General features: G+C 70.8%; 26 protein-coding genes and 1 pseudogene. 11 read left to right on the forward strand and 16 right to left on the reverse strand.

All coding sequences use genetic code 11. From position 1 onward, the window contains the following. Positions 1-5 precede the first annotated feature (5 nt). The 4 genes from AB0E94_RS21815 to AB0E94_RS21830 are packed head-to-tail and all read left to right on the forward strand — an operon-like array spanning position 6 to position 5,021. Complete coding sequence (locus AB0E94_RS21815) at positions 6-1,160, forward strand: oxygenase MpaB family protein (protein WP_360328818.1); 1,155 nt, start codon at positions 6-8, stop codon at positions 1,158-1,160. Continuing rightward, on the forward strand, positions 1,157-3,382 hold the full coding sequence (locus tag AB0E94_RS21820; RefSeq protein ID WP_360328820.1) for a molybdopterin cofactor-binding domain-containing protein: 2,226 nt from the start codon (positions 1,157-1,159) through the stop codon (positions 3,380-3,382). Before AB0E94_RS21815 ends, AB0E94_RS21820 begins: the two co-directional genes overlap by 4 nt. Next, positions 3,375-3,851 (forward strand): (2Fe-2S)-binding protein, encoded by a 477-nt coding sequence (locus tag AB0E94_RS21825; RefSeq protein ID WP_360328822.1) that lies wholly within the window; start codon positions 3,375-3,377, stop codon positions 3,849-3,851. The genes AB0E94_RS21820 and AB0E94_RS21825 overlap by 8 nt, the downstream gene beginning before the upstream one ends. Positions 3,852-3,860: 9 nt before the next feature. Continuing rightward, complete coding sequence (locus tag AB0E94_RS21830; RefSeq protein WP_360328824.1) at positions 3,861-5,021, forward strand: Tad domain-containing protein; 1,161 nt, start codon at positions 3,861-3,863, stop codon at positions 5,019-5,021. On the opposite strand, the gene AB0E94_RS21835 is transcribed toward AB0E94_RS21830, so the two are convergent. Then, entirely contained in the window at positions 5,018-5,395 is a 378-nt protein-coding gene (locus tag AB0E94_RS21835; protein ID WP_360328825.1) for a PRC-barrel domain-containing protein, read from the reverse strand. The two genes, AB0E94_RS21830 and AB0E94_RS21835, sit on opposite strands and share 4 nt — an antisense overlap. A 215-nt stretch (positions 5,396-5,610) precedes the next feature. Here AB0E94_RS21835 and AB0E94_RS21840 point away from each other — a divergent pair, with 215 nt between their 5' ends. Then, positions 5,611-6,441, forward strand: a complete 831-nt coding sequence (locus tag AB0E94_RS21840) for an alpha/beta hydrolase (RefSeq protein WP_360328827.1) — start codon at positions 5,611-5,613, stop codon at positions 6,439-6,441. Beyond that, complete coding sequence (locus AB0E94_RS21845; RefSeq protein ID WP_360328829.1) at positions 6,434-7,054, forward strand: WHG domain-containing protein; 621 nt, start codon at positions 6,434-6,436, stop codon at positions 7,052-7,054. Before AB0E94_RS21840 ends, AB0E94_RS21845 begins: the two co-directional genes overlap by 8 nt. Positions 7,055-7,113: 59 nt before the next feature. Here AB0E94_RS21845 and chrA read toward each other — a convergent pair whose 3' ends face one another. From chrA to AB0E94_RS21860, 3 genes are read right to left on the reverse strand one after another with little or no spacing between them, the layout of a single operon-like run. Beyond that, positions 7,114-8,274, reverse strand: a complete 1,161-nt coding sequence (gene chrA / locus AB0E94_RS21850; protein WP_360328831.1) for a chromate efflux transporter — start codon at positions 8,272-8,274, stop codon at positions 7,114-7,116. Next, positions 8,275-8,658 (reverse strand): VOC family protein, encoded by a 384-nt coding sequence (locus AB0E94_RS21855; RefSeq protein ID WP_360328833.1) that lies wholly within the window; start codon positions 8,656-8,658, stop codon positions 8,275-8,277. After that, positions 8,655-9,422, reverse strand: coding sequence for a MarR family transcriptional regulator (locus tag AB0E94_RS21860; RefSeq protein ID WP_360328835.1), 768 nt, complete (start codon positions 9,420-9,422; stop codon positions 8,655-8,657). The genes AB0E94_RS21855 and AB0E94_RS21860 overlap by 4 nt, the downstream gene beginning before the upstream one ends. Before the next feature lie 87 nt (positions 9,423-9,509). Between AB0E94_RS21860 and AB0E94_RS21865 the strand changes: the two are divergent. Then, positions 9,510-9,671, forward strand: a pseudogene (locus tag AB0E94_RS21865) (AraC family transcriptional regulator ligand-binding domain-containing protein); the annotation flags it as partial. Positions 9,672-9,695: 24 nt separating this feature from the next. On the opposite strand, the gene AB0E94_RS21870 reads toward AB0E94_RS21865, so the two are convergent. Further along, positions 9,696-11,597: a transposase gene (locus tag AB0E94_RS21870; RefSeq protein ID WP_360328837.1), complete on the reverse strand. Its 1,902-nt coding sequence runs from the start codon at positions 11,595-11,597 to the stop codon at positions 9,696-9,698. A 121-nt stretch (positions 11,598-11,718) separates the two neighbouring features. On the opposite strand from AB0E94_RS21870, the gene AB0E94_RS21875 reads away from it, so the two are divergent. Beyond that, positions 11,719-12,510, forward strand: a complete 792-nt coding sequence (locus AB0E94_RS21875; RefSeq protein WP_360328838.1) for an AraC family transcriptional regulator ligand-binding domain-containing protein — start codon at positions 11,719-11,721, stop codon at positions 12,508-12,510. On the opposite strand, the gene AB0E94_RS21880 is transcribed toward AB0E94_RS21875, so the two are convergent. The 7 genes from AB0E94_RS21880 to AB0E94_RS21910 all read right to left on the reverse strand — a co-directional run bounded on the left by AB0E94_RS21880 (position 12,501) and on the right by AB0E94_RS21910 (position 18,656). Beyond that, entirely contained in the window at positions 12,501-13,145 is a 645-nt protein-coding gene (locus AB0E94_RS21880; protein WP_360328840.1) for a histidine phosphatase family protein, read from the reverse strand. The two genes, AB0E94_RS21875 and AB0E94_RS21880, sit on opposite strands and share 10 nt — an antisense overlap. Position 13,146: 1 nt before the next feature. After that, on the reverse strand, positions 13,147-14,169 hold the full coding sequence (locus tag AB0E94_RS21885; protein WP_360328842.1) for a phosphotransferase family protein: 1,023 nt from the start codon (positions 14,167-14,169) through the stop codon (positions 13,147-13,149). After that, positions 14,166-14,900, reverse strand: coding sequence for an SDR family oxidoreductase (locus AB0E94_RS21890; protein ID WP_360328844.1), 735 nt, complete (start codon positions 14,898-14,900; stop codon positions 14,166-14,168). Before AB0E94_RS21890 ends, AB0E94_RS21885 begins: the two co-directional genes overlap by 4 nt. Then, positions 14,893-15,666, reverse strand: a complete 774-nt coding sequence (locus AB0E94_RS21895; protein ID WP_360328846.1) for an SDR family NAD(P)-dependent oxidoreductase — start codon at positions 15,664-15,666, stop codon at positions 14,893-14,895. Before AB0E94_RS21895 ends, AB0E94_RS21890 begins: the two co-directional genes overlap by 8 nt. Further along, positions 15,663-16,856: an acyl-CoA dehydrogenase family protein gene (locus AB0E94_RS21900; RefSeq protein ID WP_360328848.1), complete on the reverse strand. Its 1,194-nt coding sequence runs from the start codon at positions 16,854-16,856 to the stop codon at positions 15,663-15,665. Before AB0E94_RS21900 ends, AB0E94_RS21895 begins: the two co-directional genes overlap by 4 nt. Before the next feature lie 247 nt (positions 16,857-17,103). Beyond that, a complete protein-coding gene (locus tag AB0E94_RS21905) occupies positions 17,104-18,297 on the reverse strand; it encodes a sigma-70 family RNA polymerase sigma factor (RefSeq protein WP_360328850.1) in 1,194 nt (397 codons plus the stop codon). Beyond that, entirely contained in the window at positions 18,285-18,656 is a 372-nt protein-coding gene (locus tag AB0E94_RS21910; protein WP_360328852.1) for a YciI family protein, read from the reverse strand. The genes AB0E94_RS21905 and AB0E94_RS21910 overlap by 13 nt, the downstream gene beginning before the upstream one ends. 63 nt (positions 18,657-18,719) lie before the next feature. Here AB0E94_RS21910 and AB0E94_RS21915 point away from each other — a divergent pair, with 63 nt between their 5' ends. From AB0E94_RS21915 to AB0E94_RS21925, 3 genes are all read left to right on the forward strand, one after another. Beyond that, entirely contained in the window at positions 18,720-19,148 is a 429-nt protein-coding gene (locus AB0E94_RS21915; protein WP_360328854.1) for a nuclear transport factor 2 family protein, read from the forward strand. A gap of 109 nt (positions 19,149-19,257) precedes the next feature. Further along, on the forward strand, positions 19,258-19,755 hold the full coding sequence (locus AB0E94_RS21920; protein ID WP_360328856.1) for a SigE family RNA polymerase sigma factor: 498 nt from the start codon (positions 19,258-19,260) through the stop codon (positions 19,753-19,755). After that, positions 19,752-20,543 (forward strand): hypothetical protein, encoded by a 792-nt coding sequence (locus AB0E94_RS21925; protein ID WP_360328858.1) that lies wholly within the window; start codon positions 19,752-19,754, stop codon positions 20,541-20,543. Before AB0E94_RS21920 ends, AB0E94_RS21925 begins: the two co-directional genes overlap by 4 nt. Here AB0E94_RS21925 and AB0E94_RS21930 read toward each other — a convergent pair. The 4 genes from AB0E94_RS21930 to AB0E94_RS21945 all read right to left on the reverse strand — a co-directional run bounded on the left by AB0E94_RS21930 (position 20,533) and on the right by AB0E94_RS21945 (position 23,968). Further along, complete coding sequence (locus AB0E94_RS21930) at positions 20,533-21,504, reverse strand: helix-turn-helix domain-containing protein (protein ID WP_360328859.1); 972 nt, start codon at positions 21,502-21,504, stop codon at positions 20,533-20,535. The genes AB0E94_RS21925 and AB0E94_RS21930 overlap by 11 nt on opposite strands. A gap of 10 nt (positions 21,505-21,514) precedes the next feature. After that, entirely contained in the window at positions 21,515-22,495 is a 981-nt protein-coding gene (locus tag AB0E94_RS21935; protein WP_360328861.1) for an alpha/beta hydrolase, read from the reverse strand. 115 nt (positions 22,496-22,610) lie between these two features. Then, positions 22,611-23,075: a ribonuclease E activity regulator RraA gene (gene rraA / locus AB0E94_RS21940; protein WP_360328863.1), complete on the reverse strand. Its 465-nt coding sequence runs from the start codon at positions 23,073-23,075 to the stop codon at positions 22,611-22,613. Next, on the reverse strand, positions 23,072-23,968 hold the full coding sequence (locus AB0E94_RS21945) for a hypothetical protein (RefSeq protein WP_360328865.1): 897 nt from the start codon (positions 23,966-23,968) through the stop codon (positions 23,072-23,074). Before AB0E94_RS21945 ends, rraA begins: the two co-directional genes overlap by 4 nt. Positions 23,969-24,034: the final 66 nt, after the last annotated feature.

Here is a 24,034-nt window from a genome sequence, read left to right on the forward strand (position 1 = left end):
GCGCGATGGCTGAGCTGAGCAGACGCGACATGCTCAAGGCGGGAGCGGTGATCTTCGCGGCCCCGATGGGCGTCCCTGAAAAAACCGGGTGGAGCACCCAGTGGGACCCGGAGGCCGACCCGGTCTCGGCGGAACTGCTGGACACCGGTGCGGTTCCGGAGGTCAACCGGCTGCTGTGGGACTGGACCCGCAACGACCAGCCGCTGCCCGACGGGCTGCCCGGCTACCTGCGGGACTTCATGACGAAGGCGCGGCAGGTCCCGGACTGGGCGGACACCGCGAAGCTGGAGCGGGCGGCGCAGTTCAACAAGTCCCGGGGCCTCTACCTGAACCTGCTCAACGGTGTCGGCGGCGGCATGCTGAGCACGGCGATCCCGAAGGAGGCGTGGTCGGTCTACTACTCCAAGGGCGGCGCCGACATGGAGGACCGGGTCGCCAAGACCAGCCTCCTCGGGTTCTCGGTCGGGTCGCTCAACGCGTACCGCCCGGACGGCGACTGCATCGTGCAGGCGGTGAAGACGCGACTGGTCCATGCAGCGGTGCGGCACCTGCTGCAGCAGTCGCCGCACTGGAAGTGGAGTGTTCCGATCACCCAGGAGGACATCCTGGTCACCTGGCACACCCTGCCCACCTACGCGATGCGCAAGCTGCGGGATTGGCAGGTCCCGATCAGCGCCGCCGACTCACAGGCCTACCTGCACGTGTGGCAGGTGACCGCGCACATGCTCGGCGTCCGTGACGAGTACATCCCGCAGACCTGGGCGGCTGCGAACGCGCAGTCCGACCAGGTGCTGCCGCCCAACATGGGCCCGACCCGGGAGGGCGTCGAACTCACCGACATCCTGCTCGGCCAGCTCGCCGAACAGACCAGCCCGGCCAGCGTCAGCCGGCCGCTGGTCAATGCCCTGGCCCGCTATCTGGTCGGTGACCAGGTGTCGGACTGGGACCAGATCAAGCGGGAACCACTGTGGGAGCCGCTGATCGCGACCGCCTGGCCGCTGCTCGTGCGGTTCCGGGAAGGGCTGATCCCGTTGCCGCTGGTCCCGGAGATCGCCTGGACTCTGGACGAGGCGGCGCGGCAGTACATCCTGCTGTTCCTCACCAAAGCACGGGAAACCAAGATCGAGATCCCGGCGACCAACCGGCCGGAGGCCTCGTGACCGTGCCCGTCACCCGGCGCACCCTGCTCGGATTCGTGCTGGCGGCCCCCGTGCTGGTGGCCGCCGCCGATCCGGCGGCATCAGCCGACATCACGTCCCTGCTGGATCTCAACGACATCATGACGGCGGCGGCCCTGCCCACGTCCGGGCTCATCTCGGTCGAGATCAACATTGACGGTACGGTCTCGTTCGCGCTGCCCCGGGCCGAGGTCGGGCAGGGGATCACCACGTCGTCGGCCATGCTGATCGCCGAGGAACTGGGCGTACCGGTGCAGAAGGTCCGGGTCGGTCTCGCCGACGCCCGGCCCGAGCTGTTGTTCAACCAGCTGACCGGCGCCTCGAACACCACCATCGCCACGTTCACGCCGATCCGGGTCGCGGCGGCGGTCGCCCGGCAGCGGCTGCTGGCCGCGGCGTCGGCGAGGCTCGGCGTGCCCGCCTCCGGCCTGACGATCGTGAACGGGAAGGTCGGTGGCCTCGGCATCGGCGAGCTGTCGGCCGCGGCGGCCAGCGCGACGACCCTGGCCGTCCCGGTGGAGCTCACTGCCCGGGAGAGCTTCACCGTCATCGGCAAGCCACAACGCCGCATCGACGCCCTCGACGCGGTGACCGGCCGCAAGAAGTTCACGATGGACCTCGCCGTCCCGGACGCCAAACCGACGATGCTGTGCCGCCCGCCGACCATCAACGGCAGACCGGGCCCGGTCGCGAACCTCGCCGCGGTGCTGGCCATGCCCGGCGTCACCGACGTGGTGACCGTCTCGACCGGCGTCGCGGTGCGAGCCGAGACGTTCGGCCAGTGCATCGACGCGGTCCGCGCGCTCGAGGTGTCCTGGCGGCCGGGCACCGTCGAGGGCCAGTCCGACGACACGGTCCTGCGGCAACTCGCGGCAGCCGAGCTGCCGCTCGGCCCGCGGCCGATCACGCCGTTCGTCGAGGCACGGTTCACGTTCCAGTTCCGCAGCAACAGTGCCCTGGAGACCAACTGCGCGATCGCTGACGTACGGCCGGGGCGCGCCGAGATCTGGTCGGCGCTCAAATCACCGATCGTGGCGCAGCAGACCATCGCCGCCCGGCTCGGCCTGCCGGTGAACCGGGTTACCGTGCACGTCATCGAGGGTGGCGGTTCGTTCGGCCGCAAACTGTTCTTCGACGCCGCCCTGGAGGCGGCCGAGGTGTCGCAGCGGATCGGCAAGCCGGTGAAACTGATGTGGCACCGGGCCGACGACTCCCGGCAGGGCCGCACCCACCCGATGGCCACGTCCCGGGTCCGGATCGCCTACGCCGGCCGGCTGGTGCTCGGCTTCGAGCAGCGGCACACCAGCGTCACCACCGATCTGGGGCACGGGCTGGGGGAGCTGCTCACCGCGATGGCCGCCCAGCTGCCGATCGGGGACGCCGCCTTCGCGCAGACGTTCTTCCAGTTCAGCCATACCTCGCCGTACCGGTTCGGGGTCACCAGCCGGCTGCTCAACGAAACCGGCGACGGGTTCAACACCGGCAGCATGCGCAACGTGTACTCGCCTGACACCACCTGCGCGCGGGAGCTGATGGTCGACCAGCTCGGTCAACGGATGGGGCTCGACCCGTACCGGATGAGGGAAAGTCTGTTGACCGACGACCGGGCCCGCGCCGTCCTGCGTAAGGCCGCGGAAGTAGGCGAATGGGGCCGGCGGATGCCGGCCGGAATGGCGCAGGGAATCGCGTTCCATTCCGAATACAAAGGCGTCAGCGCCTGCCTGGTGGAGATCGACTGCCGCCCGGAGACACTGAACCGGCCGATCCGCGACGGCGTCGGCGGGCCGCGCGTCACCAAGGTCGTCTTCGCGGTCGACGTCGGTCTGGCGGTCAACCCGCTCGGCCTGCAGGCGCAGATGATGGGCTGCGTGATGGACGGCATCGCGCTCGCCCTCACCGCCGGCCTGCACCTGCGCGACGGCTACTTCCTCGAGGCGAGCTGGGACAACTACTTCTACACCAGGCAGTGGAACACCCCGCCCGACCTGCGGATCATCGTCATGCCGAGCACCTCCGACCAGCCCGGTGGGGCCGGTGAGCTGGGCGTGGCGGCGGCGATGGCGGCGGTCGCCTGCGCCTACGGCCGCGCGGTCGGCACGATGCCGACCCGGTTCCCGATCAACCACGGCACCCTGTCGTTCACCCCGAAGCCGACGATTCCGCCGGTTCCGGCTTCCCCCATGATCGGGGGTACGGGTGCCTGAACACACCTTCAAGGTCAACGGGGAGCGGGTGACCGTGGACGTCGAGAGTGACGTGCGCCTGCTGTGGGTGCTGCGTGACCTGCTCGGCGTCACCGGCCCGAAGTACGGCTGCGGGATCAACGTCTGCAAGGCGTGCACCAGTCACCTCAACGGCGCCGCGTTCAACCCGTGCGCGGTGCCGGTCGGCGCACTCGGGCCGGACGACGAGGTGGTGACCATCGAGGGGCTGGCCGGCACGGTCGGCGCCGACCTGCACCCGATGCAGCGGGCCTGGCTCGACCACGACGTGGTGCAGTGCGGGTACTGCCAGCCCGGGCAGATCATGGCGGCCGTCGATCTGGTCCGGCGGGTAGCCGCCGAGGGCCGCGCGATCACCGACGCCGACCTGGACGGGCTGCGCAACATCTGCCGGTGCGGGACCTACTTCAGAATCCGGGAGGCGATCCGGGCGGCGGCCGAAAACATGTAATTTGCGGCTATGGGCCATCGGGGCGACGAGGGCGCGGTCACGATCATCGCGGCCATGATGAGCGCCGTCCTCATCTTCGGGATCGGCGCCCTCGTCATCGACGTCGGCCTGCTCTACAGCGAGAAGGAACAGTTGCAGTCCGGCGCTGACTTCGCGTCCTGGAAGGTCGCGCAGGCCTGCATCTTCGACCCGGCGGTGTGCACCAGCGCCGGGCAGGCCGACAACGCCAAGCTCTACGCCGAGAAGAACGCCAAGGACACCCGCGCTGACGCGCAGGTCTGCGTCAACAACCTGAACTGCCCGGTCTGGGGCACCACCGCGACCTGCCGGCCGCAGCCGGCGATCACCGGGACATACGACACCGCGGAGGTACGCACCAGCACGCGCAACACCGACAACACCCGGCTCATGCCTCCGGTCTTCGCGGCCGCGCTGACCAAGGGTGTGTACCAGGGTAAGCAGGTCGGGGCCTGCGCCCGCGTGGTGTGGGGCGTGCCGGTCGCCACCAACGTGCTCGCGATGGGTGTCTCGAAGTGCGACTGGGACCGGATGACCAACGGCGGCAAGAAGTTCTACGCCCTGCCCGGCCTCGACCCACTGCTGCAGCAGGCCGGGGTGTACTCGCTGCTCGGCCTGGAGAGCCCGGTCGACAACGCGATCGCCATCAGCAATCCGCTGCTGTCCTGGTGCAACAATCCGCTCGACCACACCACGTCCAGTGGCTACGCCTGGCTGAACTCGCTCGGCAACTGCCACCTCGACGTCACCGCCTCCACCAGCACCGTGCAGACCTGGGTGACCGCGCCCGCGCTGAACCTGCTCGCCGCGATCACCTGCACCAGCGAACTCGCGGCGGCCCGGGCCTCCGGCAAACCGGTCCTCGTGCCGATCTTCGACAGCGCGATCGGCGCCACCAACATCCTGCCCGCGGCCTACCACGTCGTCGGGTTCGCGCCGTTCGTCGTCACCGGGTACACGACGTTGCTCGGCACGCTCACGAACGTCCCGTCGATCCTGACCAACACCGTCCCGGGCATCGCGTCGACCCTGTGCGGGCTCCAGCGCTGTGTCTACGGCTACTTCACCAAGTCGATCATCCCGGAACACATGCCGACGAAGTTCGGCACCACGAAGAACTTCGGCCTCACCGTGATCGGCCGTACCGGCTAGCCGATGAAGCGGCGTCCCAGCAGGCGGGGGCGGCTCGGGCGGACGTGTTCGACACCGACCCACAGCAGGTCGTAGTGGTCGCAGAGCCGCCGCTCGTCATCTCGGGTCAGCGGCTCCTCGGGTGGTGTCTCCAAGGCCGGCGATCGCTTGACCGTCGCCTTGTCGAACGGCACCACCAGACGACCGCCGTCGAGGTGCGCGCCCTCCAGCGGTACCAGTGACTCGCTGAAGCCGAACAGCCCGGTCCGGACGGCGGCCCACGTCGGCCGGCCCGCGTCATCCGGCCGGACCCGTCCGACCGTGCCGATCTTCTCGCCGGCGCGGTCGTGGACGTCACGGCCGGTCAGCGTACGAATCTGCTCGTTGGTGATCACCTGGGGCCTCTTTCTCCCGGAGGTATGGGAGGTTGGCTACCCAGGGTGATTTCCGGTCATGCGGACCGTACCGGTGAGTGAACCAACCTTCACCCAGGCCCGTGAATTCACTCCCTCGACAGTGGTCACTTCTGCTCGTCAAGATCCTTGACGGCGATGGCTAACTCGATTAGCTTTCCGGCTAACACCATTTCATCCTGCCTGGGGAGAACACCATGACGCAGCACCTGACCGTCAACGGCGGCACGATCGCGTACGACGTGACCGGCGACGGACCACTCGTCGTCCTCGTGCCCGGCATCGGAAACAGCCGCCGCGCCTACCGGTTCGTCGCGCCGCGGCTCGTCGACGCCGGATACCGCGTCGCCACCACGGACCTGCGCGGCGCGGGCGAGTCCAGTGCGCAGTGGGCTTCCTATTCGCGTACCGACATTGCCGGCGACATCCTTGCCCTCGTCCGTCACCTCGGTGGCCCCGCCGTCCTGGTCGGGCACTCGATCTCCGGCGGCGCCGTCACCATCGCCGCCGCCCGGGCGCCCGAGATGACCACCGGCATCATCGAGCTGGCGCCGTTCACCCGCGCGCAGTCGTTCAGCCTCGGCGACCTCGGCAACACCCGGTATCGCAAGGGCGCGGTCAAGCTGGTCGGCACGATGCTGGGCAGCCTGTCGTCGTGGAAGGGTTATCTCGACCTCGCCTACCCGGGAAACAAGCCCGCCGACTGGAGCGCCGACCTCGCCGCGACGGACACGATGCTGCGCGAACCGGGCCGGATGAAGGCGCTGCAGAAGATGACCCAGGCCTCGCCCGCCGACGCCGGCGCGCAACTCGGCAATGTGCGCTGCCCGGCCCTGATCGTCGAGGGCACACTCGACCCGGACTGGGCCGACCCCCGCGCCGAGGGCGAGGCGATCGTGGCCGCGATGCCGGCCGGGACGGCGCGGCTTGAGATGATCGACGGCGCCGGTCACTACCCGCACGCCCAGTTCCCCGACGAAACGGTGTCCCTGATGCTGACCTTCCTGCAGACGAACGCTCGTGCCTAGGGCCGGACTGGACCCGGCCACCGTGATCGAGGCCGGGGCGGCGCTCGCCGACGAGGTCGGCTTCGAGAAGCTGACCATGGGCCTGCTGGCGGAACGCCTCGGCGTGCGCACTCCGTCGCTCTACAAACACGTCGACTCCATCGAGGCGCTGCGCCGCGGGATCACCCTGCAGGCCATGCGCGACTTCCGGGACGCGGTGGCACGGGTCGCGGTCGGCCGGGCCGGGCCTGGTGCGGTGCGCGCGTTCGCCGACGCGTACCGCCGATGGGCCGTCGCCCATCCGGGCCGCTACTCGTCAGTGGTCCGCGCACCCGACGCCGGCGACGAGGACGAGGAGCATCGCCGGTTGAGCAACGAGGTCATGCAGATCATGTACGACGTGCTGGCCGGCTTCGAACTGCGCGGCACGCACGCCGTCGACGCCGCCCGCGTGCTGCGCTCCAGCCTGCACGGCTTCGCCACGGTCGAGGCGGCGGGCGGGTTCGGCCTGCCCCGCGACGTGGACCGCAGCTACCGGTTCCTGATCGACACGATCATCGCCGGCCTGCAGAACGTGCCGGTCGACCCCGCCGAGGACGCCTCCAGCCGCGAGTTCCACCCGACCAGCGGCTGACACACCCGGAGCCGGGGTGGTCCAGCCAGGAACCGGCCGGACCAGGCTTTCCGCGCGGGTCAGTGGGGGAGAGAGCCGCCGGCCAGGACGATCGCCATCCCCGCGGTGGCGGCGGACAGCAGGGTCAGGACCGGGCCACGGCGCAGGCCCAGGGTCAGGACCACGGCACCGGCCAGCACCGCGAACTGCCACGGCTCGGTCAGGGCGCGGGCCAGCGGAATCGCCGAGCCGAGGATCGCGCCGATCGCGGCCGGGCCGGCGCCGTCCAGGAACGCGCGCACGTAGGTGTTGCCACGCAGCCGGTCGAAGCGGTGAGCGCCCAGCAGGATGAAGGCGAACGACGGGCTGAACGCCACCAGCGCGGCCAGCAGGCCACCACCGATTCCGGCCGCCGCGTAACCGACCACCGCGACCGTGTGCACCACCGGGCCCGGAGTGATCTGGCCCAGCGCCACCGCGTTGAGGAACTCCGCAGCCGTCATCCAGTGGTGCTGACCGACCGCGTCGGCCTGCATCAACGGGATGATCACGAACCCGCCGCCGTAGGAGAGCGCGCCCACCTTCAGCGCGGTCCAGGACAGGGCGGCCAGCACCCCGGCGCCGGTGGCGGCCGCCGCCAGCAGGGGCACGGCCGCCCGGCGGCCCGCTCGGGGCGGTGGCGCCTGCTGGACCAGAGTCTCGGCGATGCCGCAGGCCACCAGCAGCAGCACCAGCCACGGGCCGATGGTGCCGGCCGCGACCGCGCCCAGCACCAGGTAGATCGACCAGCGCAGCCGGCTGCTCTGCTGTGTGGCCCGCTGCCAGCCGGGCGGCATGAGGCTCCACCCGGCCTGCACTGCGATCGCCGCGACGGCCGCGCCCGCACCCGCGCCGGCGGCCCGGACCCAGAGCGGCGGGTCGCCCAGGAACAGGGCCGCCAGCGCCAGGATCGCCACCAGGCCGGGCAGGATGAACGCGGCCCCGCCGGCCAGCGCGCCGGCCCGTCCGCGGACCCGCCACGCGCAGTAGATCGCGAGCTGGGTCGACGACGGACCGGGCAGCAGGTTGCAGGCGGCGACCGCATCCTCGAACTCGCGGGCATCGAGCCACCGGCGGTCGTCGACGCACAGTTTCCGCAGCAGGGCGATGTGTGCGGGCGGGCCGCCGAAGCCGATGCAGCCGATCCGGCCCCACTGGGTGAGCACGGTGCCGAGGCCGGCTCGCGGGGTGGTGACGGGCATTCAGGAGCCGGCCGGCTGGAAGAGCTCGACCGGGTTGCCGGACGGGTCGTCCAGAACGATCTGGCGGCCGCCCGGGCCGGTCACCACCTCGTTGCGGAACGGGACTCCGGCGGCCTGGAGGCGGGTCACCTCGGCGTCGATGTCGGTGACGATCAGGTGGATCCGGTTCCAGCCGCCGGCGTGCGGAACCCGGCCGTCCGGCATGGGGCGGCCCGCCGAGCTGGCCGGGCCGGACAGCAGCAGGCGCAGGTTGCCGCGCCGGACGTCGGCGAACGCGGGCAGGAACGTGGTGATCGGCTCGAACCCCAGGTGAGTGGTGTAGAAGTCGACCGCGGACTGGACGTCGTCGACCAGGTAACGGACGTTGACGGTGCTGTCGCTCATGACGCCTCCTCGGAGTCGGTGGCGAGGGTGTGCAGGAAGAAGCCGATCCGCTCGGTGAGCTGGTCGGCGACGTGATCGAAATCGGCCGGGTGCACCGGCTCGGGGATGCTCCAATGCACCTGGCGCGGACCGCCGGGCGACAGCGCCTGGTTCGGACCGTCGGGCGACAGCGCCTGGTGTGGAGCGTCGAACGACGGGCACACCTCCTTGACCCGGTCGCACAGCGTGATCACGTGGGAGAAGCCGCCGGTCAGCTGGGACACGTGCGTGGGGCCGGTTTCCGGAGGATCCATCCCGCGTACGGCGAGCGCACGAACGGCGTACCGATGAAGGGGTTTGGGGTTGACTCCCGCGCTGTAAACCTCGACCTCGCCGGCGGTGAGCCGCCGCAGAATGGCCTCCGCCATCGGTGATCGCGCGCTGTTGCCGGTGCACAGGAAGAGGACCCGGGCCCGGCCGGGGCGCGCGGGTGGCGGGGCGCTCAGCCGCAGCGCCGGGTGAAGGGCGGCGCCGGCGCCGGTCAGCATGGCCGAGCAGCGGGCCAGGTGCAGCGTGTAGTAGGTGTCGCGGCCGTCGGCGCTGCTGCGCCGCGCGGTGACCAGCCCGGCTTTGCGCAAGCGCCCGAGATGATACGAGATCAGGTTTTGTGGGTGGCCGAGCCGTGCGGTCAGCTCGTGCACGGCCAGGTCGCTGCCAGCGAGCGCGCTCAGCAGCCGCCACCGCACCGGATGGCCGGCCGTGACGAGGAACGCCGGAGGCTCCATGTCCCCAGATTACATCAAACCGATTTGATGTAATCTCCTGGAGTGTCGTTGGTGAGGTCGGCCGGCCTGCAGAGGTTCCGCCAGACCGTGGAGGCGCTCGGCGGGGATGCGGATCACTTCGCCCGCCAGGCCGGCCTGCCGCCGGACGCGCTCGACGCCGACGATCTGCTGGTCGAGGACACCGCGATCGCCGCCGTCCTGGAGCTCGCGGCGGCCGCGCTGCGCTGCCCCGACCTGGGCCTGCGGGTCGCATCGGCGCAGGAGATGAGCGTCTCAGAGATCTTTAGGTTTGTTGAGTCGGGGTGCTGGCCGGTGGCGTGGTGTCACTGGTGTGGCGGTCACGTGCCGGTGGAATCCTCGACTGACCTCGGCTCGGCCGCAGGTGCGGCCGGGTCGGCTACTTGATCTCGTGGTCGACTTCTGGCCCGGTGTGTGCCGGGTCGGGGAGGGTCGTCCCGCCGGACGCTGTCCCAGCACACCGGTGTTCGCCGTTGTGGTGGGGGCGGGAACCCGGTGTCGCGAGGGCGCCGGGCTGGAAACTCGTGCACCCCGCCGCGGGCGGGGCGGGGTGGGCATGGTCTTGTCACGGACGGCCCGGACCGGTCCGTCGACGGTGGTGCGGATGGCGAGGGTGCCCGCGCGGGTCCGCATGGTGTGGGTTTGGCCGAGCAGGCCGCGGGCGGCGATCCGTTGGGAGGCGGCGTGGTCGCGGTCGGCGGACAGGCCGCAGGCCGGGCAGTGGGCCCATTTGTGGCCGCGGACGGTGAGCCGGTCGGGTGCCTGCACATGCCGCAGCGCCCGGCCACACCGCGGGCAGCCCGCACTGGTACCCCGCGCCGGAACGGTCACGACGGCGATGCCGGCTTTGGCGGCGAGGTGGCGTAGCGCGTCGAAGACCTGCCCGCGCACGTGCGCGCCGAGCCGGCGGTTGAGGCTGCGGCCGAGGCCCCGGGTTTCGAGGGTGGTCAGGTCTTCGATGTAGACCACGCTCACGCGGGCGGTGAGGGCGTGGTCGACGGCCCAGCGTGCGGCGGCCCAGGCGAGGGCCTTGTTGAGGCGGCGGATCCGGGCCTGAACCCGGGTGTGTTCCCGCGTCAGCAGGTCGTGGCGGGCCTGCAGGCCGGGATCGGGGCGGCCGGTGAGCAGCCGGGCATGCTGGTCGGTCTTGGCCCGGAGTTGTTCGGCGGTGGTGCGCAGGCGCAGGAGTTTCGCGCTGATACCGGTGGCATCGAATCGTAGGGGATGATTGTCGGCCAGCACCCGGCGCCGCCCGGCGCGGTCCTGGCCGAGGCGGGCGATGCTGCCGGTGAGCAGGGTGGTGTTGCCCCAGTCCAAGCCCAGCGCCCGCGCATGACCCTTCACCCGCACGGCGGGTACCACGATGCGCCACGGCACGTCCACCCGGACCCTTCCGTCGACCGGCCGCAACGTCGGCGTGTGCACGCTCGCGGCGGCGGGCACGGTCGGCGGGAGGCGGACGGGCAGGGTCAGCCACTGCCAGTCCCGGCTGTTCGCGGGTTGTTCGCAGATGGGTAGCAGAACCCGCAGGAGCAGGTGGGTGTCGGGCCGGTCGGGGTCACGCTGCACGGTGACCTGTTGCTTGTCGCAGGCGGCGAGCAGAATCTGCCCGGACACCGCCGGTGGTGCCTCCAGATCGGTCACCGAGACCGGTAGGGAGCCGTGTTCGCGCAGATGGGTGGTGATCTGCCGGGTCCGGTTACGGACCTCCGCCCTCGTCACCCCGGCGGGCAGGGCCGCCCACAACGCCTGCCACTCGACGGCGGTACGCCGCAGCGGATCGGCAGGCCAGGTCCCGGTGATCGCCTGGACCAGTTGTTCGCGGTGCACCGCCAGGCGCAGCAGCCGGGCGGCGTGTTCCTCCGCGGCCCGCCGCACCCGGTCCGACACCCGCACCCCACCCAAAGCGGTCGCGGTCCAACCGAGGCGCCGCATCGCCATCCACCCGTTCGACGGCAACTCCCGCCCATCCGGGCCCACCCCGGCCACCAGGGCCGCCAGCGATCCCGCATCCCACCGGGCGGCAAGCAGTTCGGTGGTCATCTGCCGGACCAGCGCCGACAGCCAGGTCACCCGCTCCAACAGCACCGGCGCTGGGATCGGGACACCATCGTCGGTGACCGCACCGAATGCCGTGCAGGTGGCGGTGGCGGTCAACCCCGCGGTATGGCCCTCACCCGCACCTGTGCCCGCAACCACGCCGGAACCCGCCATCACACCCGAAACCGTACCTCCACCATGGACAGACCTGCAGCTTCCCTTAAGAAATCAATCAACCGTGGAGACCCTGCTCGGGCCGCTGGCCGTGGCGATCCAGAATTCACCGTCGGTGGCCGACGCGATCGAGTGCACCTCGCGCTACATGTTCGTGCACGCCCGTGACCTGTCACTGTCGGTGGTGCCCGACCCGGACGGGACGGCCGGGGTGACCGGGCTGCGGTACACGTTCGGCGCGTGGATCCGGCCGCTGCCGCAGGCCACCGAGATGACCATGCTGTTCCTGCACCGGGCAGTGGGTTTCCTGGTCGGCGGTGGGTATGGGCTGCGGTCGGTGGACCTGCCGCACGAGCCGGTCGCGCCGGCCGCCCGCTATCGGGAGGCGTTCGGGGCGAGCGTGCGGTTCGGCCGGCCGGCGGCGGTGCTGCGAGTGCCGACCAGTCTGATGCGGCAGCCGCTGGCCGGGGTCGACGCCACCCTGCGTGGCCTGGCGCTGGCGTTCCTGTCCCGGCAGTCACCGGGGCCACGGCCCGGGCCGGCGGCCCGGGTGCGCGCGGTGGTGTCGCAGGCGCTCGGCACCGGCCCGACCGAGCTGGCCGACGTGGCCCGGGCGCTCGCCGTGCATCCGCGCACCCTGCAACGGCAGCTCGTCGACGAGGGGCAGGGCTTCGCCGGGATCCTCGACGACGTCCGGCGGGCCCGCGCCCGGGCCTACCTGACCACCACGGACATGCCGTTGGCACAGGTCAGCCGCCTGCTCGGGTTCGCCGAGCAGGCGGTGCTGAGCCGCTGCGCCCGCCGCTGGTGGGGGATGAGCCCGACCATGCTGCGCAGACAGGCCGCTCAGCGGTAGGTGAGCAGCCGCGGGTCGGCCTCGACGTGGGTGTGCTCGTTGAACGTGGACAGCGACAGGCCCCGGCTCCCGGAGATCACCTTCGTGACGCCGGTGTTGACCGAGACCCGGTTGAAGGCCGCCCAGCCGGCGGCCGAACCCGTGGTGAGCAGGCTGGCGGCCATCGCGATCGGCCCGCCCGAACTGACCACGGCGACGTCGCGGTGTGCGCGCAGCCGGTCCAGCGCCGCCGTGACCCGCTCCCGGAAGTTCGTGAACGACTCGGCGTACTCGGCGTCGTGATCGCCGGAGAACCAGCGGGCCGTGGCCGCCTCGAAGATCTCCTGGAACGCCCGGGGCGTCGTCGCGGACCGGAAATCAGGCTGGTGAACGGTCACGACGTGATGGAAGTCGAACTCGTTCCAGCCCGCGTCGACGACCGTCTCGACCGGCTCCTTCAGGCCCTCGACGATCCCGGCCGCCGTCTCGTCGTGGCGGCGCATGTCACCGCGCACGATCAGGGCGGGCCGGATGCCGCGTTCAGCGAAGGACCTTCCGAGGGTACGGGCCTGCTCGTGCCCGATCTCGGAGAGCGCGTCGTAGTCGTCGGCGCCGAACGACGCCTGACCGTGCCGGATCAGCAGAAGACGGGCCACCTCAGTCCTTCCCGGCGCGGATGATGCGCAGGCAGCGGCGTTCCAGCATCAGACTGGCGATCCAGAAGTTCCGGAAGGCCGGGTTGCGGGTCTGCCGGTGGTAGTAGCGGTAGTAGATCTGCTGCACGATACCGGCCAGCCGGAACAGCCCGAACACCTCGTGGAACGCGGTCAGCCGCAGCCCGGTCCGGGCGTGGTAGTGCTCGATCACCTCGCGGCGGGTCAGCATCCCCGGCGTGTGGGTCGGCTGCCGCCGGAACATCCGGAACAGCCACCCGTCGTCGGCCTGCACCCAGTAGGCGAGCGCGCTGCCCAGATCCATCAGCGGATCGCCGAGGGTGGCCATCTCCCAGTCGAGCAGCGCCACCGGCCGGGTCGGGTCGTCCGGGTCGAAGACCACGTTGTCGAACCGGAAGTCGTTGCGGATCAAGCAGATCCGCTGCTCGGCCGGCTGGTTCGCCTCCAGCCAGCGAATGACCTTTTCAAAAGAGCCGACATTTCGGGTACGGGCGGAACGGTACCGTTCGGACCAGCCGGCCACCTGGCGTGCCACATAGCCGGCGCCTTTGCCCAGGTTGTCCAGGCCGGCCGCGGCCGGGTCGATGCCGTGCAGGTCGACCAGCAGGTCGATGACGCCGGTGCAGAGCGTGCGGACCCGCTCCGGAGGCAGGTCGACGCCGAGCTCACGCCGGGGGATATGGCCCTCGACCCGCTCCATCACGTAGAACGGCGAACCGATCACCGACTCGTCCTCGCACAGCGCGACCATCCTCGGCACGTACCGGAAGACCGGGGCCAGGGCGGACTGGATCCGGTACTCGCGGGACATGTCGTGGGCGGTCGCCGCCTTCCGTCCCTTCGGTGGGCGGCGCAGGATCAGGTCCTTCTCACCGGTTTTCAACAGATAGGTGAGGTTGGATGCGCCGCCGGAGAATTGTCGTACCTCCGGCGTAGTTTCCAGACCGAGCCAGGCGGCCACCGCGTCGACGTCGAAGGCGTCCTCGGCGCGGACCGGCCCGGTCACACCATCCGCCGCACGACGGAGAGGGGGAGCAGCCGCATCGCCGCGCCGATCGGCACCCACGGCCACGCGGGGACGTATGCCTTCGCCTTACGTTTCTCGATCGCCGCGACCATCGCCCGGACACCCGTGGCGGTGTCCACCATGAACGGGGTCTTCTGTTGCACGTGCTCGTTCATCTCCGACCTGATGTACCCGGGATAGATCACCGACACATCGACACCCGGGATCCGTTCCGAGCGCAGCCCCTCGGCCATCGCGGCCACCCCGGCCTTGGTGGCGGCGTAGGTGGTCATCGACCTGCGCATGCCACGCAGCGCCGACATCGACGAGATGATCACCAGGTGGCCGCTGCGCTGGGCGCGGAAGATCTCCAGCGCGGCCTCGGCCTGAGCCAGCGCACCGAGGAAGTTGACCCGGGCGGTGGCCCGGTTCGCGTCCGGGCGGCCGGTGCCCAGCGGCGCGCCCTTGCCCAGCCCCGCGTTGACGATCACCCGGTCGACCCGGCCGAACTCGGCGGCGAACTCCCGGAAGACAGTGAAGACCGCCTCGTCGTCGGTGACGTCGAGCGCCTTCACGATCACCTTCGTGGGCAGCTCGTCGCGCAGCTTCTCGAGGCGGTCGACGCGGCGGGCACACAGGGCCAGGTCGTAACCCAGGGCCGCGAACTGCCTGGCCATCTCCTCACCGAGGCCCGCGCTGGCCCCGGTGATCAGCACGACTCCCTTACCCACGCGGCACCTCGGCGCGTTCCTCGCGGCGGGTCTTGGCTCCCAGGGCGAACATCCGCCGGTCGTAAAGGAACCTGGCGAACCGCTTGGCCCGGTAAGCCGTCCGGCCGTCCGAGTCCGGCAGGATCAGGAACTTCCGGGCGTCCACGTCGTGCACCACCCGGGCGGCGATCTCGTCGGCGCCGCGCCGGGCGTTGTTGATCAGCCGTTTCGCGCCCTGCTCCATCTGCGGGTCGTCGCCCGACAGCGACTGCGCCAGGTTGGTCCGGAAGAACGTCGGGCACACCACCGACACCGCGACACCCCACGGCCCCAGCTCGTAACGCAGCGACTCGGACAGCGCCACCACCGCTGCCTTGCTCGCGTTGTAGCTGCTCATGGAAGGCGGATGCATGAGACCGGCGGCCGACGCCACGTTCACGATGTGGCCCGAGCCCTGCTCCTTGAACAGCGGCGTGAACGTGCGGCACCCGTTGACCGCGCCGAGCACGTTCACCGTGAGGACCCGCTGCCAGTGCTCGGCGCTGAGCCTGTCGATGCGCCCGCCGGCGGCGATGCCCGCGTTGTTGACCAGGATGTCCAGGCCGCCGAACTCGTCCTTGACCCGTTCCAGGGCGCCCGCCCAGTCGGCCTCGGACGTGATGTCGAGGCGGTGCTCAGCCGAAGCGGCGACGTCGGTGACGAGCACCCGGTCACCGCGGGCGGTGAAGCGGGCCGCCAGCGCGGCGCCCAGGCCGGAGGCGCCACCGGTGATCAGGACACGTTTCATCGGGATGCTCCATGGTTGGTGAGTTCGATTCGGGCTATCAGACCACGGTGCACCTCGTCCGGGCCGTCGGCGATCCGCACCGCGCGCGCCGCCGTCCACGCCGAGGCGAGCGGGAAGTCGCTGGACAGGCCGGCGCCGCCGTGGATCTGGATGGCGAAGTCGATCACCTGCTGGGCGACGTTCGGGGCGGCCACCTTGATCTGACTGACCTCGGACAGTGCGGCCATCGGCCCGCCGGTGTCGAGTTTCCAGGCCGCGTGCTGGATCAGCAGCCGGGTCGAGTTGATCGCGATCCGGGCGTCGGCGACACGTTCCCGGTTGCCGCCCAGGTTCATGATCGGCTTGCCGAAGGCGGTGCGGGCCAGGCCACGTTCGCAGGCCAGGTGCAGGGCCCGCTCGGCGAGACCGATCATCCGCATCGCGTGGTGCACCCGGCCCGGTCCGAGCCGGCCCTGCGCGATGGCGAACGCCTGCCCCGGCCCGGCGATGATGTTGGCCGCCGGCACCCGGACCCCGGTGAACGACACCTCGCCGTGCCCGAACGGCTCGTCCAGGAAGCCCATGGTGTCCAGCATCCGCTCGACCTTCACCCCGGGCGTGTCGATCGGCACCAGAACCATCGAATGCCGGGCGTGCCGGTGCGCGTCCGGGTCGGTCAGGCCCATCACGATCAGCACCCGGCAGTCCGGGTGGCCGACGCCCGTGGTCCACCACTTGCGGCCGTCGAGCACCACCTCGTCACCGTCGAGCACCGCCGTGAGCTGCATGTTCGTGGCGTCCGACGAGGCCACCCCGGGTTCGGTCATGGCGAAGCCGCTGCGGATCGCGCCGTCCAGCAGCGGGGTCAGCCAGCGGTCCTTCTGCTCCGGCGTGCCGTATTTCTCCAGCACCTCCATGTTCCCGGTGTCGGGCGCGTTGCAGTTGAAGACGTACGGCGCCAGGAGCGACCAGCCGGTGGCCTCCGCGATCGGCGCGTAGTCGACGTTGCTCAGCTCCGCGAACAGGTTCCACAGGCCGCGGTCGCGCGCTCGCCGCTGGAGCTCACGCACCTCGGCCGGCACCTGCCAGGACACCGGTTCGCCGGCCCGTGCGGCGTGCAGGGCACGCTCGACCGGCGCGATCTCGGTGTCGATGAAGTCCCGCACCGCCCCGGTCAGTTCCGCGGCCCGCGCAGAAGGGGAGAAATCCATGCACACACGCTAAGACCCGGCCTTCAGCCGGACTTGATCCAAAGCGACAAACATTTGATCGGGTACGACACACGCGCCCTCATCCGACATGAGGCATCCAGGCCGCCCCAGTGCCCAGCCCAGTCCGGACCGCCAGCCGTCGCCTACGGCGGGAATGCGGGTGCGGAAAGGCGGGTGAGCGACGGCTGGGCGGTGAGCCGTCGCCTACGGCGGGAATGCGGGTGCGGAAAGGCGGGTGAGCGACGGCTCATGGTTTGGTCAGGCGGGCGGCTCGGGATGACAGGTAGCGCTGCTCCGGGAGACTCAGCGTCAGGCGGGCCGCCAGGCGGTACTGTTCGTGCGCTCCGGCCCGGTCGCCGGCCATCTCCAGCAGGTGCGCCCGCACTGCGGCGGTCCGGTGGCGCGTCGGGGCGTCGGTCAACTCGTCCAGGGCGGCCAGCCCGGTCTCCGGGCCGTGGACCATGGCGCTCGCCACGATCCGGTTCAGCGTCACCATCGGGCCTGGGGCGAGCGCGTGCAGCAGGCCGTACAGAATGAGGATCTGTGGCCAATCGGTGTCCTCGGGCCGCGCCGCCTCGTCGTGGATCGCCGCGATCGCGGCCTGTAACTGGAACGGGCCGATCGGGGCCGACTCCAGCGTGCCGGTGATCAGTGCCACGCCCTCGGTGATCATGCTGGTGTCCCAGCGGGAGCGGTCCTGTTCGGCGAGCGGGATCAGGGCGCCGTCGGGTCCGGTCCGGGCGGGCCGGCGGGCGTCGGTGAGCAGCATCAACGCGAGCAGTCCGGCGGTTTCGCCGTCGTCCGGGAGCCGCCGGTGCAGCTGCCGGGTCAGGCGGATCGCCTCGCGGGTCAGCTCGACCCGGTTCAGGGTGTCGCCGGAGCTGGCCGTGTGACCCTCGTTGAAGATCAGGTACAGGACGTGACGGACCGCGGGGAGCCGCTCGTCGGGCGCGGGCATCTCGAACCTGGCCCCGGACTCCCGGATCCGCTGCTTGGCCCGGCTGATCCGCTGGCCGACGGTCGCCTCCGGCAGCAGCAGCGCACGGGCGATCTCCGCGGTGGTCAGGCCGCCCACCGCCCGCAACGTGAGGGTCACCTGCGCCGGAACGCTCAACGCCGGATGGCAGCAGAGCAGCAGCAACGCCAGTTCGTCGTCGCCACGAACCTCCGGCGCCGGATCGTGATGCACCGTCTCCTCACGGCGCCGGCGGGCCGACTCGTTGCGCAGCATCTCGACCCGGCGGCGCCCGGCCACGGTGATCAGCCAGTTTCGCGGCTGCTCCGGGATCCCGGACACCGGCCACTGCTGGACGGCCGCGATCAGTGCCTCCTGGACCGCGTCCTCACACGTCTCGAAATCACCGTAGCGGCGCACGACCGCGGCCAGGACCTGCGGCGTGCACTCACGCAGCAGGTCCGGCAGGCCGGTCAGATCTCCCACGTGCTCATGTCGAGCACCGGCCGGACCTCGACCCGGGTGTACGCGGCGTCCGGCGCCTTCGCCGCCCAGGTCACAGCCTCGTCCAGGTCCGCCACATCGATCAGGTAGAAGCCGGCCAGATGCTCCTTGACCTCGGCATACGGGCCGTCGGAGGTGATCGTCCGGCCGTCGCGCACGGACACCTGGGTGGCCAGCGCCGGGTCGCCGAGCCCTTCGCTCACCACCAGGACGCCGGCTTCGCGCATCTCCTCGGTCAACCGCAGATGACCGAGCCCGAAATCGGTCCGCTGCTCATCGGTGAGGGTCTCCCAGACGGCCAGCGACTGCGGGTTCGACTGGATCAGGATCAGGTATTTCACGGAATTCTCCTCTGCTCTCACCCGGGATGTCGAAACCGGCCGGCCCGGCTTCGACATCCCGGCATGAACGAGATCCAGGAAGTCATCGAACGTAAGGCGGCACTGCTGGAGACCGGCGACGCCAAGGCCATCCTGTCCTACTACGCACCGGGATACGTCGAGTACAACCTCGCCCCGCCGCTACGCCAGCCCGGCGACCGCCGTGACCCGGCCATTCTCGAGGCGTGGATGGCCGGCTTCGAGGCGCCGCCACGGCGTGAGGTCACCCGGCTGGAGATCACCACCGACGGTGCGGTCGCCTTCGCGACGAGCATCGACTGCCTCAGCGCGGTGCCGCGCGGGTCTTCCGAGGGTTTCACCCTGTGGTTCCGGGTGACGCTGGGCCTGCGCCGGATCGACGGGGTGTGGCTGGTGACGCACGAGCACGAGTCGGTTCCGTTCGAGATGGACGGATCCTTCCTCGCGGCCACCGGGTTGACCCCCGCCGACTGACCGGGTGAGGGCGCGCCGTCACGGCCGGTGGCCCCGCCGAAAGAATGGGTTGCAACCTCGGACGGCGGTTGTTCCGTCGTGCCCGCAGAAGACGCGTGGGAGGAGGGCCGTGAAAGGGTCCGAGGAGGACGAGTTCCGGGAGTTCGTCGGCAACCGGATGGAACGGTGGCGGCGGGCCGCGTTCCTGCTCTGCCATGACTGGCATCTGGCCGACGACCTGGTCGGGACCGTTGTGGGCAGGCTCTACGAGAACTGGCGGCGGGTGTCGGCCGCGGACAACCCGGAGGCGTACGCGCAACGCGTGCTCACCCGGGCGTGGATCGACGAGCGCCGCCGGCCGTGGCGGCGCGAACACCCGGCCGAGGACGTGCCCGATCCGGGGTGGAGCCCACCCGACCAGGTCGGCGACCGGGAGCAGCTGATCGGGCTGCTGTCCCGGCTGGGGCGGCGGCAGCGGGCCGTCGTCGTGCTGCGGTTCTACTTCGACAGGTCGGTCGAGGAGACCGCGGAGTTGCTCGGGGTGTCCACGGGCACGGTCAAGAGCCAGTCGGCGCGGGCCCTGGAGGCACTGCGCGCAGTCAGCTATGCAACGGGGAGGCCGCAGTGAACCAGCAGATGCTCGACGAGTTGATCGGGGCGGCGCCGCCGTCGACGGTGAACGTGGAAGGTGTCGTGCGGCGCACCCGGCGACGCCGCCTGATCCGGCGGCTGGTGGCCGGCGGCCCCACGGCCACGGCCGTCGTCGTGGCGATCGTGGTCGGTGCGGGCCTGCTGCCGGGCGAACAGCCGGAGCAGAAGACGGTGCCGCAGGTGGCGGCTCCAACCGTGTCGCCGAGTCCGTCGGCGTTCGCGCTGGAGGCCGGCACCGAGGGCGGGCGGCAGCGGATCCTCGACCGGCTCCAGCTGGTCCTGGAGCAGTCGACCACCGAGCATGCCCCGAAAATCCGATGGATCTACATGCCGGACGAGCCGGGGGAGAAGCCCACCCCGGACGGGCATCCGGTGATGTTCGCGCTCGACGACGACACGTTCCGGGCCCGCTCCGGGGTCACCGCCGACGGTCGCAAGGGTGGCTTCTTCCTGTCACTGCGCCCGACCGGCTGCGGGGGCGGGTCGTGTGAGCCGTTCTATGAGTGTGCGCCGCCGATCGCCGACTGCCAGGCCACCCGCACCGGATCCGGGCTGCGGCTGGTCCGCTACGTCGACGAACCGGGCCGGGACTGGCGGTTCTACGGCGTGGACGTCGAACTCCCGGACCGCAAGCACGCCGTCCACCTGAGCGCGGTCAACTACTTCGGCGGCGACGGCAGCGAACCGTCCGCACCCACCCCGGTGTTCACCCGTGCCCAGCTGGAGGCGATCGCCATCGACATCGCCGAGACGATCACGGACTGACCGGGTTGCGGTGCAGCCGCCGCAGCACCAGAGCCAGATGGGTACGGAGCAGGCCGTCCGGGTCGCGCAGACTCCAGCCGAGCAGGTGTTCGGCCTGGGCGACCCGGTCCTGCAGAGTCGAATGGTGCAGCCGTAGCAGGGTGGCGGCGGCCCGCAGGCTCGTCGTCGACGTGACGGCGTGCAGGGTCGGCAGCAGCCACGGGGCGCCGGCCTGCTCCAGAATCCGGACGTCCGGCACAGCACCGGGTTCGGGCACCTGCGTCAGCATTACCAGGGCGCCCAGTTCCGCGTACGAAATAATGGTTTTGCCGGGGTCTTCGTCGGTGCCGGCGGCGGTGAACCGGACCGCGACGCGTGCCCCGTCGTGCGAGACCGGAAGGTCGAGAATCGGTCCGGCCGGGCCGATCCCGGCCCGCCCGCGCGGCGGGTCGGCGTCACCTTTCAGAATGCGGATCTCACCGCCGTGAAAGACCATGGCGTACGCCGTCCCGCCGGCCGTGAGACCGAGGAGGCGGGCGGCCCGCTGCCGGGCGTCGGCCGGAGCGGCCGCGTCGACGAGCAGTTCGACCATCGCCGGCTGGTCGGTGACGGGCGCGCGGCCCCGGGTCCGGTCGAGCACCGTGCGGGCGGCGGCCGCGGCCCGTTCCAGCACCATCGCATCGACCGGCCCGGCCGCGCCGGAACGCTCCAGCCGCAGCGTGGCCGTCCCGGCGGCGGCGCCCGGCCAGCCGTCGTCGTCAGGTGTCTTCGCTGCGGCGGCGCCGTCCGGCAGCATCCGGATGTGCACCCGCCGGGCCGGGTCGTCGAGCCGGGCCGGGCATCCGGCGAGCACTGCGGCACCCCGCACGATGCTCTGCAACCCGGCGCCCGCCTCGACCAGCCCGTCGAAGTAGGCGATCACCTGGACGGCCGCGCTGGCGTCGGCGTCCAGCGCGGCGAGGCGAACCGCCAGGTCCTTCATGCCGGAGACGCTATGCGTTGAGGAGCCGGTTCAGCCACCGGAACCGGGCCTGCCGGGCATCCTGCGAGATCACCGCGGTCGGCGCCATCATGTCGAACCCGTGGAACCCGCCCGGCCACACATGCAGCTCGGCGCGCCCACCGGCCTGCCAGATCCGGCTCGCGTAGGCGACATCCTCGTCCCGGAACGTCTCCGCACTACCCACGTCGATGAACGCGGGCGGCAGATTCCCCAGGTCAACGGCCCGGGCCGGCGCCGCGTAGGGCGACACACCGGGCCCACCGGCCGCCGCACCGAGCAGCGCGCCCCAACCGGTCCGGTTCGCGGTGCGATCCCAAACCCCCAAACCTTCCATCTGTACGGCCGAAGTGCTCTCGTTGCGGTCGTCGAGCATCGGGCAGATCAGCAACTGCCCGAGGAGCTCAGGTCCGTCGAGGTCACGGGCCATCAGCGCCAGCGCGGCCGCCAGCCCACCACCGGCGCTGCCACCGGCGACGATCAGCCGGCCCGGTTCGAAGCCCAGCTCGTCGGCGTGCGCCGCGGTCCACAGCAGCCCCGCATAGCAGTCGTTGACCGGACCCGGATGCGGGGTCTCCGGCGCGAGCCGGTACTCCACCGACACCACGACCAGCCCGAACTCCTCGGCGAAGTCCAGCATCATGTCGACGCCGGACCGGTTGTCGCCGAGGATCATCCCGCCGCCGTGCGTGTGGTAGAGGCACCCGAGTGTCCCGGTCGCCGCGGTCGGCCGGCAGATCAGCAGCGAGATGTCCGGATCCCCGTCGAGCCCCGGCACGGTCCGCTCCTCGACGGTGAACCGCCCGTCGCGGCGCAGGTCGTCATCGCTGAACGTGTCCATGACGGAGGCGCCCTGCCGCATGAGCGGAATCATCTCGGGCGTGAACGAGGGTGGAAGCTGCTCGCCGAGCACGGCCAGGGCGGCCCCGAGCTCGGGATCGAACGGGGGAGGAGAGGGCACGACAGCGGTCACGAAAGCCTCCTTCATGAACACCAGATCACAGCCATGTGACAGGTGTCACCAGCATGCTGCGGCTCCCGCCCGTGATCGAGCGCCATCCGGCGGAATCCCCCCGCCATCCGGCGGGTCACCCGAGCACTACGACCCCGTCGTCGTCGCTGTGGACCTGGGCGCCCGGAGTGAACGTGCAGTTGCCGAACTCCAGCGGCACATCCCGGTCGCCGGCTCCGGTCTTTCCGCTCTTGCGCGGGTTGGAGCCCAGCGCCTTGATGCCCACCGGGAGTTCGCGGAGGGCGGCCACGTCACGGACCGCGCCGTTGATGATCACGCCGGACCAGCCGTTGGTCACCGCCAGGCCGGCGATCAGGTCGCCCATCAGGGCCGTGTGCACGGAGGCTCCGCCGTCGACCACCAGCACCCGGCCCTCGCCGGGCTCGGACAGGATCGACTTCAGCAGGGCGTTGTCCTGGAAGCAGCGGACGGTCACGGCCGGGCCGCTGAACGACGTCACCGCGCCGTACTGGCGGAACTGGGTGTCGCAGGAGCCGAGCTTCTCGCCGTGTTCGTCGTACAGGTCCGCGGTGCTGGTCAACGTGATTCCTCCTGGTCCGCCGGCGTGGGCCCCGCCGGTGCGGGCTCCAGTGAATCAGGCTTCTCGTCGTCGTCGGCGCCCAACGCGAGCCCGAACAGCGTGAGGAACACCGCAGCCCCGACGCAGGCGATGATCTGGACCGGGGTCAGCGGCAGCGCGCCGAGCACGTCGACGTCGCTGACGTCGGGTACGGCGGCCTTCTCGGCGAAGTAGGCGACCCCGGCGAAGACGGCGGTGAAGAACACCCCGGAGACGACGGCGCCGCCGACGTTCTTCAGGCCGTTCTGGCGGAACCCGGAGACGATCATGGCGAGCGCGTAGAGGGCCAGCAGCGCGGTGGCGGCCAGCATGCCGTACACCAGGAGGGCCAGACGGTCGCCGGACGTGCGGGACGTGCCGTCCGGCTCGACGGTGATCTGCACCGGCACGTCGACGATGGTCTGCTCGTTGTGGAACTGGACGAGACCACCGACCGGGTACACGACCGTGCCGGTGATCTTGCCGTCCAGCACGGTCTGCCCGGCCACGTCGGGCACGAAGTAGCGGCCGGTGGCGGTCTCGTCGTCGGCGATGTCCTTGAGGTTCGTGGTGATCTCGTCGCCCCAGGTCTGGGGCTTCGGCTGCATCAGGATGATCGGCTGGTGCCCGGCGAACGTCAGCGTCATCCCGTCCGGAGACGCCCACAACCCGCTGACCGCGCTCGGCATGCGCACGCCGAGGCTGAGCGCCTCGCCGGCCGACGTGGTCACCGCGATGGTCTGCTTGTTGTCGACGACGTACACGTGGTCGTCGGCATACTTGCGGGCCAGCGGGGTGTAGGCGACGAATCCCGCGATCAGCGCGAGGAACGCCAGGATCCAGATGGTCGTGAGCAGCTTGCTGAGAACACGCACCGGGGCAGCATAGGCGCGGCGGCCACCGGTCACTGCCCCGCGGGGACGGCTCCTCGGAACACCAGT

This window comes from Actinoplanes sp. NPDC026670 (genome assembly GCF_040638175.1).
GTDB lineage: Bacteria > Actinomycetota > Actinomycetes > Mycobacteriales > Micromonosporaceae > Actinoplanes.